Origin of the sequence: Ensifer sp. 22521 (assembly GCF_052044795.1) — a bacterium.
Classification (GTDB): domain Bacteria; phylum Pseudomonadota; class Alphaproteobacteria; order Rhizobiales; family Rhizobiaceae; genus Ensifer.
In genome coordinates, this window is record NZ_JBQENM010000014.1 from 148,166 (window position 1) to 161,053 (window position 12,888).

Genomic DNA, 12,888 nt, shown 5'->3' on the forward strand with positions numbered 1-12,888 from the left:
ACTGTCTGGCCACCGCGTGCCGGCATGACTGATCACATCGCCAGGGAATATGCACCACCGCCCCCGGTCGAAGGCCCGGGGGCGGTGAAGTATGCTATTTTGGATCAAGCACTCTGGCAAAAATTCCGCAATGCGACTGAGCCAGACGAATTCATGGAGACGTGGCTGGCTATACTCTGCCGGCAGATCTCAGGCGTCGCCAGCGGCATGGTCATGCTCGGGGAACCGGACACCGGGCCCTACACGCCGATCGCCTTCTGGCCGGAAAGGGCCGCCGACGAGGGGTTGACGGCCGCCGCCGAGAGGGCGCTGAGCCAACGCCAGGGCATCTCCACCGGAACGACCGGTAGCCGTATGGTGCAACTGATCGCTTCGCCGTTGATCGTCAACGAGCGCTTGTATGGCGCCTGCGCGCTTTCGCTTTCCGTCGAGCCTGCTGCCATCAACGCGGTGATGCGCAAGGTGCAATGGGCCTCCGGCTGGGTCGAGGTCCTGCTGAGGCGCCAGCTCCAAGTCGAAAACGAAGAAATCAGCGAACGCAACAGGCTGGCCTTCGACATGCTTGCCGCGGTGATCGAGGCAAAAGGTTTCGCCGAAGCGGCCACCGCGCTCGTGACGGAACTCGCCATGCGGCTTGCCTGCGACCCTGTCAGCGTCGGTTTCGTCCGCGGACGGCGATGTCGTGTCGCGACGGTCTCGCATGCGGCAGGCTTCGGCAACAAAGTAAACATCATTCGCGACATCGGCGCGGCGATGGACGAGGCTGTCGATCAGCGCGCCATCGTTCTCTACCCGCCGCAGGAGCACTGGGAGTATCGTGTCCTTCGGGCGCACGAAGAGCTGGTCGAGACGCACAAGTGCGGAGGCGTGCTGACGATCCCCCTGCAATCTGGGCATCAGATCGTGGGCGCTCTGACGCTGCAGCGCCCACGCGGTAGTGCCTTCGACGAGACGACCGTCGACCTGTGCGATGCAGTGGCAGCGGTCGTCGGACCGTTACTTGAGGAAAAACGCCGCAACGACAGGAACGTCTTGGTGAAGCTTTGGGAGGCCGCCGGCAACCAGTTGCGGCGCCTGCTGGGCCCAGGCTATTTCGGCCGCAAGCTCGCGACGCTGATTGCCGTCATCCTGGCCGCCTATTTCAGCGTGGCCACGACGGAATACTCCGTCACGTCTTCGGCCGTCGTGCGCGGTACAATCCAGCGAACGGTCGTGGCGCCATTCAACGGCTATGTATCCAGCCAGTCGGCAAGGGCCGGCGAAGTGGTCAAACAGGGGCAGATCCTGGCGCAGCTCGACGACCAGGATCTGACACTGGAACGGCTTCGGCTGACGACCACCCGACAGCAGAAGACGACCGAATATGACCGGGCGCTGATGCAGCACGAACGGGCCGAAGCGCTCATCGTCAAGGCGCAGATCGATCAGGCCGACGCCCAGCTCGCTTTGATCGACGAACAGCTCAAGCGCACCCGGCTGCTCGCTCCCTTTGACGGCTATGTCGTCAACGGCGACCTCAGCCAGTCGATCGGCGCTGCGGTCGAGCGCGGGCAGGAGCTCTTCACGGTCGCACCGCTCGAGTCCTATCGCGTCATCCTCGAAGTCGATGAAAGCGACATTGACGATGTCGAGATCGGCCGCCAGGGAGTCCTGCGGGTTTCCGCGCTTCCGCAGGAGACGCTCACCTATCGGATCGAGCAGATCACCGCGATTTCCACCCAGAAGGAGGGACACAATTTCTTCAAGGTCGAAGCAGCTCTGGATCATCTGAGCGATCGGCTCCGGCCCGGCATGGAGGGCATTGCCAAGACCGCCGTCGACGAACGGCTCCTGATCCGCGTTTACACCGACAAGATGGTGCAATGGGCCTATCTCGCCGCGTGGCGCTGGATGCCGTGAGGGCGCGGACATGGAACGGTCCTACTTCAGCTCATCCTGGTACCGCGTCGCGCAACTGAAGCTGAAGCTGCGCGGCCATGTACGCATCCACCGCACGGTCTTTCGTGATCAGCTCTGGTACGTGCTGCAGGACCGGACATCCGGGCGTTTCCATCGCTTCACGCCCGAGACCTATCTCATCATCAGCCTGATGGATGGCCACCGGACGATGCAGGCGATCTGGGACATCGCCTGCGACAAGCTCACCGACAAGGTCGTGACCCAGGATGAGGTCATCCAGCTTCTCGGGCAGTTGCACGCGGCGGACGTCCTGTTCGGCAATGTTCCGCCCGACATCAATGAAATCGCCGAGCGCGGCAAGAAGGCGCGCAATCGCAAGCTCTTGATGAGTTTCGGCAATCCCCTCGCCATTCGCTTTGGCCTTCTCGACCCGAACGAGTTTCTGAACGCCACCGCCATTGTCGGCCGGGTGCTGTTCTCATGGTTCGGCGCGCTCGTCTTCATCTGTCTTGTCGCCTATGCCGCCGTTCTTGCCGGCATGAATTGGAACGCGCTGACCGCCAATGTGACCGACCGCGTTCTGTCAACGTCGAACCTCTTCCTGATGCTGATCGCCTATCCCCTCATCAAGACCCTGCATGAGCTAGGGCACGCCTACGCAGTCAAGCGATGGGGCGGCGATGTCCACGAGGTGGGTGCGATGATGCTGGTCTTCATGCCGGTCCCATATGTCGATGCATCCGACAGCCTGGCTTTTGCCAGCAAGTGGCAGCGCGCCCTCGTCGGTGCCGCCGGCATTTTCGTGGAAATGACGCTCGCCGCGGTCGCCCTCATCGTATGGGTCAATGCGCAGGAGGGGCTCGTGCGGGCCTTCGCCTTCAACGTCATGCTGATCGGCGGCGTGTCAACCTTGCTCTTCAACGGCAACCCGCTTCTGCGCTTCGACGGTTACTACGTCCTGAGCGATCTTTTGGAGATACCCAACCTCGCGAGCCGGGCCAATAAATATCTCGCCTATCTCGTTCAGCGCTACGCCTTCAAGATCGGCTCGGTCAATTCGCCGGCGACGGCGCCTGGGGAGGAGTTCTGGTTCGTTCTCTACGGCGTCTCGGCGTTCTTCTACCGCCTTGTGGTCACCGGCGCGATCATCGCGCTCGTCAGTCAGAAGTTTTTCATCGTCGGTACCTTGCTCGCCATCTGGGCGCTCATTCTGATGTTTGCAGTGCCGCTGGCAAAGGCTTTCTGGTTCCTGCTGACGAGCCCGCTCCTGCGGCGAAGCCGGGGCCGCGCATTCGCAGTGGTCGGCTCCGTCCTCGCCGCAGTCGCGCTGGGAGTCTTCGTGTTGCCCATTCCGCACGCGACTGTCGTACAGGGGATCGTATGGTTGCCAGGTGATGCAATCGTCCATGTTCAGACCGATGGTACGGTCGATGAAATCGCCGCCGCACCCGCCGCTGAGGTCAAGGCTGGCGATCCACTGATCCGGCAGGAGGATCCGCTGCTGTCGGCGCGCGTCGACCTGCTGCAACTGCGTGTCGCCGAGCTCCAACGGCGTCTTACCAAGCAGGATCTGTCGGATCTTGCCCATGCGAGCATGGTCAAGGAGGAATTGCGGCTTGCGCGTGCCGATCTCGACCTGACACGGCAAAGGCAGGAGAATTTGATCGTCCGAGCACCATCGAGCGGCACGCTGATCCTGCCCGACGATCGCGACCTGCCCGGCAAGTTCGTGCGACGTGGCAAGGTGATCGCCTACGTTGCGCACTTCGACAAGCCAACCATTCGGGTCATCGTCCCGGAGGAGGACGCCGACCTTGTCCGTTCGCAAACACGGGACGTAAGTCTGCGCTTCGTCGAGGATTTTTCGAAGATCTACAGGGCGGTCGTTGTCCGCGAGGTTCCGGCGCTAACCGACACATTGCCCAATGCGGCGCTCAGCACCGCCGGCGGCGGCGCCATTGCGCTCGACCCCCGCGACACGTCACAGCGGCGGGTGCTTGCCAATCTTTTGCATCTCGACCTGATGTTGACCGAGAGCCCGACCGTGCCTCGAATAGGTGGGCGTGTCTTTGTGAGGTTCTCTCACGGGTCCTCGCCCGTCGCCAGTAGAATTTATCGTTCAACGCGACAGATATTCCTGCGTTTATTTAAAGTTTGACTGGACACGAAGTCTAATAAAGTGTTCGATCAAATTAGCCTGAGTAAAAATCTGGCGATTGCCTTTTATAATACCTGAGTGACACTTACAAGATACTAGAGGAAACCACCATGACAGCGCAACTTCTTTTCTATCAAGACGTGCATCCTGTCTCGGCAGATCGCCATAAGGATGTGTCAATTAAAACCGGAACTTCGTACAAGTTCGCAAAAGAAGTGAACTCGGTTCCGGTGACGGCCATCGAATTTGCTCAGGCTGCCGCCGAATATCCGATCGTCTTTGCCGGCACGGACGACACGGTGACACCTGCGGTGGTTCTCGGCGCCCAGCAGACGCAAAACCTCTTCGTCGGCGACGACGGTGCCTGGCTCGGCAAATATGTGCCGGCGTTCGTGCGCCGGTATCCGTTCGTCTTTTCAACGGACCGCAGCGGCAAGACGTTCATCCTTCACATCGACGAAAGTTTCGACGGCTTCAATCGCGAAGGCCGCGGCGAGCGCCTGTTCGACAGCGAGGGACAGCAAACCCAATACCTGAAGAGCGTGCTCGGCTTCCTGCAGGACTATCAGGCAAGACACCAGCGAACCCGCCAGTATTGTGAGCGGTTGAAATCACTGGGGCTGCTGCAGCCGATGCAGGCCCAGTTCAACCTCAACAGCGGCGAACGCCGGTCGCTTTCCGGATTCATGACGGTCAACCGTGAAAAGCTGAAAGCGCTGGCAAGCGAAGACCTGCAGGCCATGTTCACCAATGACGAGCTGGAATGCACGTACCTGCATCTTCACTCGCTCAGGCATTTCTCCAGCATGCTGGAGCGCATGCCCGAAGCCGTGGATGCTGCCGGTAAGGGAGACGCTCCGCCCGCCGTACCGAAACAGCCGAAGAGCTACCGGAACGGCCAAGATGCGCCCGTCGAGGAAGCGAGCGCCTAAGGCGGATTGGGCAAGCGACCATGAATATTCTCGTCCCGAGCTGGTCGCCGCCTCCATTGGTCGTCTACCCCGAACGCCAGGACAGACCCGAGCACTGGCTTGACGGCATCGAGAAGATGGTAACCAGCGTTCCGCAGATGGTTGCCGGTCGTTTGCACCGGCGCCATCTGAGGGAACTTGTCCAGAAGATCAATGCGGCGGGAGCAGCCCTGGGCGACGAAACCAGGCAGGGGCTCGCTACGCGCATCAGCGAGGTCCGTGCGGCGCTGCGGTGCCATGGCCTCACCGATGCCAATATTTGTCTCGGCTTTGCGATCGTGCGCGAAGTTTCACAGCGTACCATCGGATTGCGCCACCTCGACGTGCAGATACTTGCCGGCCTTGCCATGCTGAAGGGGCGCGTGGCGGAGATGGACACGGGCGAGGGCAAGACCTTGACCGCCGGCCTGCCGGCGTCGATCGCGGCGCTTGCCGGGCTTCCAGTCCACGTCATCACCGTCAATGACTACTTGGCGGCGCGCGATCGGGATATACTTCGCCCCATCTACGATTTTCTTGGGCTGACGACTGGCCTCGTCAACAGTACTGTGCCAAGACCGGATCGGCCGGCCGCCTACGCGTGCGATATCGTCTATGCCAGCAACAAGGAAATCGCCTTCGACTATCTGCGCGACCGCATCACTTTCGGCGGCCAGCCACGGCCCGTTCACGCGAAGGTGAACCGCATGCTGGACGAGCGCCGGGGCCAAGAGCCACCTTTTGTCATGCGTGGACTGCATTTCGCCATCGTCGACGAAGCCGACAGCGTACTAGTGGACGAGGCGAGAACGCCGCTCATCATTTCCCAAGAAACGGACGCGGACGGCGAGCGGCAATGGGTGGAGCAGACCTTCGCGCTGATCGACGGCTTCAAGGAGCCGACCCATTATCTGCTGCTGGTCGACGAGCGCAGGCTGGAATTGACCGAAGCCGGAAAGGCCAAGCTTGCAGAACGTGCCGAGGCGATCGGCGGCATCTGGCGCAATCGCATCCGGCGTGAGGAGGCTGCCAGCCAGGCGCTTGTCGCGCTGCTGCTCTTCAGGAAGGGCGAGCACTATCTCGTCAGCGACGGCAAGGTGCAGATCATCGACGAGTATACCGGCCGCGTGATGCCCGATCGCTCCTGGAGCGACGGCCTGCACCAACTGGTCGAAGGAAAGGAAGGCTGCGCGATCACCAGCCGCAAGCTGACAATGGCGAGGATGACCTATCAGCGGTTTTTCCGCCGCTACCTCCACCTGGCGGGAATGACGGGAACCGCACGAGAAATTACCGAAGAACTCCGGCATGTCTACGGGTTGCAGGTCATGCGCATTCCCCCGAACGCGCCCTCACGGCGCACGAAACTGCCGACGACGATTTGCCCCACGCTCGACGACAAATGGCTTACGATCGTGCGACGCGTCCAGGAACTGCAAGCCGCCGGCCGCCCGGTCCTGATTGCGACGCGCTCAGTCTCGGCCTCCGAGGCAGTGAGTGTCGTACTGCAGGGGCAAGGGATCGAGCATCGGGTGCTCAATGCAGAACAGAGTTCGGAGGAGGCCGAGATCATTGCGCAGGCCGGCGGCGTCGGTCGGGTGACGGTCGCCACCAACATGGCGGGCCGCGGCGTCGACATCGCCGTGGTCCCGCAGGCTCTCGCGCTGGGTGGCCTTCACGTTTTGCTCAGCGAACGACATGACGCGGGGCGCATCGACAGGCAGATGGAGGGACGAACCGCCCGCAAGGGGGACCCGGGAAGCACGGAAGCGATCCTGTCTCTGGAAGACCCGCTGCTTGATCTCATTCCCTGGCAGCCGCTGCGTCTGCTCGGTCGATGCGGAAAGCGTGCCCGGCTATTGCTTTTCGATCTGGCCCAGCAGCGGGCGGAACGAACGCATGCCAAGGACCGAAAGAACCTTCTGGCCCAGGATCGACGCCTGGGCACATTGCTGGCCTTTTCAGGCTTGGCGGAGTGACGCTATGACAAAAGACAAGACGGCCGAACAACGACCGGAAAGGCGCAGCAGGGCAGGGCGGATGCTGGCTGCTCTCGCCTCGCTTTGTGCTGCGCTGCCTCCTTCGGCGCAAGCTTTCGATTGCGTCATCGATCCCTCCGTCGTCGTCCGCGTCGGCAGCCCCGTCCCGGGCCTTTTGAAAGAGGTGCTGATCGCGCGCGGCGACCATGTGACCGAAAACCAGGTCATTGCCAGACTTCACGCCGATACGGAGCAGGCGACCGTGGCGCTGATGTCCGAGCAGGCCGCGAGCACCTCCGAAATCGAAGCGCAGAAGGCGCGCCTCGACCTAGCCCGTAGCCGCATGAAGCGGACCGAGGCGCTTCTCGCGCGTAACGTGGCCTCCACCGACAAATTGGAAGAGACCTTTGCCGAAATGGAAGTCATCAGGAAGGAACTCGCGACGGCGGAAACCCGCAAACGCAGCGCCGAGCTGGAACTGCGCCGGGCGCAGACGGTCCTTGAGCAAAGGACCATTCGCAGCCCGATCAGTGGCGTCGTTCTTGAACGGTCGCTCTTCGATGGCGAATATCTGGATCAGGACGGCAAGCTGGCGACCATCGCCAAGCTCGACCCGCTCTATGTCGAAGCCTTCATGCCGGTCAGCGAGTTCGGGAAATTGCGGGTGGGAATGAATGCGCAGGTGCTGCCCAAGGCCCCGATCAAGGGCAGATTTACCGGCAAGATCAAGGTGATCGATCAGGTTCTGGATGCCGCAAGCGGCACGTTCGGGCTGCGGATAGAGCTCCCCAATCCGGACAATTACATACCAGCCGGGCATCGCTGCACGGTGAGCTTCGAAGGCGACGCCGCAAATCTCGAATAACGGCGAACATTCGGTCGATTCTCTTGCTCTGCTCGTGCATCAACAGGATTGCGACCGGTTTGCGGATACACCTGATAATTCTGATATTCTATTTTATTTACAATCTATTGCCGAAGATTCTTTAGATTTCGAATTACCTCCCATGAGTATCTCGGGCGAATTTCCGCATTCACGGTATTTTCATCAAGGACCAACAGCCCAGTTTCAGTTCTCGCGAAGACTTCGCCGGCTGCTGTCGAGTATCGGAGCAAGAAGGTACGCGAAAAGGCTCTGTTCACCGTCCATAAGCATGACCTCGGCCGGCATGCCGGGAATAAGGTTTACGTCCTTGAGCTTTGCGAGGTCCGCCGGAGCGACCGCCACTTTCGCCAGGAAATAGGTCACGCCCGTTCGCTCATCCGCTATCGCATCCGCAGAGATCGAGCGCAGCTTGCCATGAATGAGTGGCAGGCTACGTTGCCGATAAGCCGTGAGAATGACGCGGGCGGACATGCCGGGCCGGATGCGCTCGATGTCGGTCGGTCGAACCCGGGCGTCGATTACCATTCCACTGTCATTCGGAACGAGGTCGAGCAGCCGCTGTCCTGGCTCTATGACGCCGCTCTCCGTCGTGACGTGGAGATTCATCACCGTGCCGGCAAGCGGAGCGCGAATAACAGTGCGCCTGAGTATGTCCTCGCGCGACGGCAGCTGGCTCTTGAGTTCCGCCAGGATCCGGCGCATCTCGGCGAGCTCCGCTCCGATCTTTTCCTGGCGCTCTTCGGTTATGGTAAGCAGCTGTAGCCTGGTTTCTCCAACGGCTTGTGCATTCTCGGCGATCTTGGCGCGGTTGGCTGCCTTCGCGGCCACGATATCGGCACGATGACGCTTGAGAGCCAGTAGTCGCGGTTTGCGCTCCAGGTTCTGTTCGAGAAGTTTCTGGGAGGCCGATATTTCTTCGTTAACCAATGTGATCTGCTCGGCTTCAGCGGCGATCACCTCCCGCAGGCCAGCGTTCTGCTCCTCGAGTTGGCGAATGCGCGCCTCCAAGATCTGGATGCGACCCTGATGCGCTGCACGCCGGCTCACGAACAATTGCCGCTGCCCCTCCATCAATCGCTGCAGGCCCGTGGAACTGTTGCTGATGAGAAGGTCGGGGAAGCTGATTTCGGCAGCGTCGGTCCGCTCGGCCTCGAGTCGGGCCTCGGTCGCAAGAATGTGCACAAGTCGCTCCCGGACTTCCGCCTCGAGGGACCTCGCCTTCGTGCCATCGAGCGTAATCAGCGGATCTCCAGCCCTGACCACGTCACCCTCGCGGACGTGGATCGAGCGAATGATCCCGCCTTCGAGATGCTGAATGGTCTTGCGATAGCCGTCGGGGCTGACGACGCCCGGGGCGAGGGCCGAGCTCGCCAGAGGGGCGAGGGCTGACCAGCCGCCCAGCACCAGAAGGAACAGCGTTATCGTCAGGAGCGCCAGACGTCGCGGCATCCTGGTGGCAGCCGCGAGCGCGTTTGACGACTTTTCGGCGCTGCGGCGCATGCCAAAGCGCAGCATCCGCGCGAGGGCGAAAACAGTGACTGCTGCAATAGCTAAAACGATGAGTTCAATGGCTGTTTCGCTCAATGTGATGCCGGCAAGCGACAACTGGTCACGGATTGCGGCGATCATCGCGGCATAACCGGCCAGAAGCCTGTCAATGGCGTGGGATAGTTGCATTTGGACGTTGCTAACAACAACGCTGAGATCCACCTGATCAGACATGCTTCATTCCCCCGCGGAAAGGCGGTTCTCACCGCCGAGGACCTGCGATGGCTCCTCGGGACGAACAGCCTGCAAGGGCCTCGCTGCCGTCAATCCGGCCGGCTGTACCTGCCGCACCATCTGCTCGCGCGGGCCGAAGCCTGCAACGATGCCGTTGTGAAGTGCCAGGACCTTATCCGCGCACTTCAGCACCGAAGCCCGGTGGGTGACGATCAAGACGGTCGTTCGCAGCTGCTTGAGTGTCGTCAGCACTTCGATCAGAGCTCGGTCTCCGGCCTCGTCCATGTTCGCATTCGGCTCATCCAGGACGACGAAGGCCGGATCGCCATACAAGGCACGCGCAAGACCGAGGCGCTGCCGTTGGCCCAATGAGATACGCTGCGAGTGCAGCGCGATCTCGGTTTCGTAGCCGTCCGGCAATGAGAGGATCAGTTCATGCACGGCGGCGATCTGCGCCGCCCGGATCAGCGCGCTGCTGTCCACCTCACCGAAACGTGCGATGTTCTGGGCCACAGTGCCCGGCAGGAGTTCGACCTGCTGCGGCAAATAGCCGATATGCGGACCGAGATCCTCCGGATCCCAGTCGAAAACGTCCGCCGCGTCGAGCCTGACGTGACCCTTGGTTGGCTTCCAAGCGCCGACAGCGAGGCGGCAGAGGGTTGATTTGCCAGCGCCGGATGGCCCGACTACGGCACAGTTCTCGCCCGGCTGAATCGCGAAGCTGACGGCATTGAGGACCGGTTCCTGACTGCCGGGAGGGACATAGACCACGTTCTCGAAAGCGAGCCCGCCTTTGGGGCGGGGGAGGACGACGCGGTCGCACGCATCGCGTGACGTGCCGGCGAAGAGCTCCTTCAGGTTTGCATGCGCGCTCCGCGCTGCGACGAAGGCACGCCAGGCGCCGGTCGCCCGTTCGATCGGGGCGAGCGCCCGGCCCATGACGATTGAGCCTGCAACCATGGCGCCCGCGGTTATCTCGCCGAGAAGGACGAAGTAGGCGCCGACAGCCAGGATGGCAATTTGCAGGATCAGCCGGAGGCTGCGCGAAATCGAAAGGATCGTGGTGGTCCGATCGGCCAATAGCTGCTGTTCGGCCACCACCTCGGCCTGACGACGGCGCCAGCGCTCGAAGACGGCCTGCGCCATGCCGAGCGGCGCGATCGTCTCGCCAGCATCGACATAGCGCATGGCATTCTCCTGGTGGGTTTTGGTGACGGCTGCGACGCGCTTCTGCCGGTCCCGCGTCAAGGCGTCGTTTGCCAAGGCGAGCCCCAGCAGGACGACCGCACCGGCCGTGGCGACCAAGCCCAGTGCCGGGTGCAGAGCCCAGATGAAGGCGAGGAAGATCATGCTCCAGGGCATGTCGAGAAAGGCGAGGACAGCGTCGCCTGCATAAAAGGTCCGCAGATCTGCCACGTCGCGGGTGCCGGCGCGCCCCTCCTTTCCGGCGAGCCGCACGTCCATGGCGCGCCTCAGCATCGGCACGTTGAGTTCGCCGTCGAGCCAGCCGGCGGCGCGGCTGAGAACCACGCGCCTTGCCTGCTCGAGCGCACCGTAGATTACGATGGCAAAGATCGCGATCAGCGTCAGCCACAGGAGCGTGTCCAGAGATCCGCTTGACAGCACCCGGTCATAGACCTGCAGCATGTAAATGCTGGCGACGAGGAGCAGTAGATTGAGAAGGCAACTCAGCACAACCAGTAGGGGTATCTCCCGGCGTACAGCGGCCATGACCTCCGCGAGACAGGTGGTGCTTGTATGAGGTAGCATTCAATGACCTTCCGTGACTGAATACTCTGCTGGGAAGGGTGCGAGCCCGCNCGCCACCGTGTCAGACGACCGTCTCGGCAAGATCGATCGTGAACGAGTCCGAACTGCTGTCGCCATCACCGTCGAACAACGTCGCGGTGAAGTCCATGCTCAGCGGTTCCGGTTCGAATGCCTGCTCGACGGAGAACGCGATCACTGGGACCTTAATGGTTCCCTTCCCCATGGTGAGCTGGATCGCGTCGATTTGCTTGGCCCCGCCATCGATCTCGAAGGAAACGCCGCCCGACGCCACGCCTGAGGTGACCGGGGTCAGCATGCCGGCCGTGACCTTCACCGGGGCCTGGACGGACCCGTCGGTAAAATAGACGGTGAAATACAGATCCTCGGTGGCCGGATTATAGCCGCCGACGGAGTTGTCGATGAACACCGTCACCTTGTCCACCACCTTTTCCGGGTTGACGACGAAGCTCTCGTCGCCCGAGGTGATCGTGGTGCCTGCAAACGCTCCAGTCCCGGCGCCCTGATCCGCGCCGTTGAGATTGTTGTTGTTGACGCCGATGCCCGAGGTCGACACGTTCATCTGCGTCCCTGGGGTGATCAGGCCTGGGAGCGGGAGCAGCGCCTCGATCTGCCCCTCCGTCAGGTCGGTGGCTCCAACAACAACGAGATCCTCGATGTCGTTAGTGGCGGGGGGTGGGGTCCCGTTTTCGAACGGCGCGGTTGGGACGACGCCGAAGAACACGATGTCGTCGGCTCCCGCCTCGCTGCCGCCGAACAACAGAGTCTGCACCGCGTCGGGACCGCCGGCCTTCAGCGACCCCTGCGAGGTGTCGAAGGTGATGATGGTCGTAGGCGGAGTCGTCACCTCGAGGTCGTAGGTGTTGGCCGCCCGATTGAAGGTGAGCGTGAACTCCACGGTCTCGTCGATCCCGTCGCCGTTGAAGTCGTCGGTGATGGATCCGTCGAAGGCCAGGCCCGTCTGCGTGAGCGCGCTGCCGGGTTGGGCACCGTTGGCGTCGATCTCGTAGCCGTCAAAGGTCACGCTCAGCGACGCGAACCCGTCGCTGCCGGGATCGTCGTCGGACCAGGTCCCTTCGGCACCTGCCGCGTATGTCCCGCTGGTGTCATTGACCGTGACGGCTGGCCCGTCATCCTCGAACTTGAGCGTCAACGGGTTGACCGCGGTCGCGCTGTCGGTATCGCCGTCACCGTCGGTGATGTGCTGCACCACGAACAGGTTGGCGGTGGCCGCCATCGTCAGCGCGTCGTCATGCGCTGCTGCGCTGCTGCCGTCGGTCGTGTGCTCGAGCGTCGCGCTGCTGCGGGTAAGGGTCACCTCGCCCGTCGAGCCGTTGATCGAGACGGTGAAGGCAAGCGTGCCACCCACTACACCCTTGTGGCCCTCCCACAGGGTGTCGCTGACCTTGAACAGCCGGATCTCGTTGGCCGCGCCGGACTCGCCGGTGAGCCACAGCCCCGTCTGCGCGTTGTCGGTGCCCGACAGCGTGTAGCTGACGCTGCCCT

General features: G+C 62.0%; 8 protein-coding genes. 5 read left to right on the plus strand and 3 right to left on the minus strand.

What is annotated here, in order from left to right:
• Window positions 1-153: 153 nt before the first annotated feature.
• The 5 genes from ACTJKE_RS22140 to ACTJKE_RS22160 all read left to right on the plus strand — a co-directional run bounded on the left by ACTJKE_RS22140 (window position 154) and on the right by ACTJKE_RS22160 (window position 7,851).
• Window positions 154-1,899 carry an HlyD family efflux transporter periplasmic adaptor subunit gene (locus ACTJKE_RS22140; RefSeq protein ID WP_440692394.1) on the plus strand — a complete coding sequence of 582 codons (1,746 nt, stop codon included), beginning with the start codon at window positions 154-156 and terminating at the stop codon, window positions 1,897-1,899.
• Between the two features lie 10 nt (window positions 1,900-1,909).
• Window positions 1,910-4,057: a peptidase M50 gene (locus ACTJKE_RS22145; protein ID WP_440692396.1), complete on the plus strand. Its 2,148-nt coding sequence runs from the start codon at window positions 1,910-1,912 to the stop codon at window positions 4,055-4,057.
• 110 nt (window positions 4,058-4,167) lie between these two features.
• Entirely contained in the window at window positions 4,168-4,989 is an 822-nt protein-coding gene (locus tag ACTJKE_RS22150; RefSeq protein WP_113512323.1) for a SapC family protein, read from the plus strand.
• A 20-nt stretch (window positions 4,990-5,009) separates the two neighbouring features.
• Window positions 5,010-6,986: a preprotein translocase subunit SecA gene (locus ACTJKE_RS22155; protein ID WP_440692398.1), complete on the plus strand. Its 1,977-nt coding sequence runs from the start codon at window positions 5,010-5,012 to the stop codon at window positions 6,984-6,986.
• Window positions 6,987-6,990: 4 nt separating this feature from the next.
• The gene (locus ACTJKE_RS22160) at window positions 6,991-7,851 is read left to right on the plus strand and encodes an efflux RND transporter periplasmic adaptor subunit (protein ID WP_162764656.1); all 861 of its coding nucleotides are present in this window, start codon (window positions 6,991-6,993) and stop codon (window positions 7,849-7,851) included.
• A gap of 204 nt (window positions 7,852-8,055) precedes the next feature.
• Here the strand turns inward: ACTJKE_RS22160 and ACTJKE_RS22165 are convergent, their stop codons facing one another.
• The 3 genes from ACTJKE_RS22165 to ACTJKE_RS22175 form a co-directional block, all read right to left on the minus strand.
• Window positions 8,056-9,594: an HlyD family type I secretion periplasmic adaptor subunit gene (locus ACTJKE_RS22165; RefSeq protein WP_113512319.1), complete on the minus strand. Its 1,539-nt coding sequence runs from the start codon at window positions 9,592-9,594 to the stop codon at window positions 8,056-8,058.
• A gap of 3 nt (window positions 9,595-9,597) precedes the next feature.
• On the minus strand, window positions 9,598-11,364 hold the full coding sequence (locus ACTJKE_RS22170; protein ID WP_440692401.1) for a type I secretion system permease/ATPase: 1,767 nt from the start codon (window positions 11,362-11,364) through the stop codon (window positions 9,598-9,600).
• Window positions 11,365-11,425: 61 nt separating this feature from the next.
• The coding region (locus tag ACTJKE_RS22175) for a DUF5801 repeats-in-toxin domain-containing protein (protein ID WP_440692403.1) at window positions 11,426-12,888 on the minus strand (1,463 nt) is incomplete at its 5' end.

What these genes read in the sequence shown, in the direction of transcription:
- ACTJKE_RS22150 (WP_113512323.1), top strand. Translation starts at nt 4,168, where the DNA reads ATGACAGCGCAACTTCTTTTCTATCAAGACGTGCATCCTGTCTCGGCA.
- ACTJKE_RS22140 (WP_440692394.1), top strand. Translation starts at nt 154, where the DNA reads ATGGAGACGTGGCTGGCTATACTCTGCCGGCAGATCTCAGGCGTCGCC.
- ACTJKE_RS22165 (WP_113512319.1), bottom strand. Translation starts at nt 9,594, where the DNA reads ATGTCTGATCAGGTGGATCTCAGCGTTGTTGTTAGCAACGTCCAAATG.
- ACTJKE_RS22170 (WP_440692401.1), bottom strand. Translation starts at nt 11,364, where the DNA reads ATGCTACCTCATACAAGCACCACCTGTCTCGCGGAGGTCATGGCCGCT.
- ACTJKE_RS22160 (WP_162764656.1), top strand. Translation starts at nt 6,991, where the DNA reads ATGACAAAAGACAAGACGGCCGAACAACGACCGGAAAGGCGCAGCAGG.
- ACTJKE_RS22155 (WP_440692398.1), top strand. Translation starts at nt 5,010, where the DNA reads ATGAATATTCTCGTCCCGAGCTGGTCGCCGCCTCCATTGGTCGTCTAC.
- ACTJKE_RS22145 (WP_440692396.1), top strand. Translation starts at nt 1,910, where the DNA reads ATGGAACGGTCCTACTTCAGCTCATCCTGGTACCGCGTCGCGCAACTG.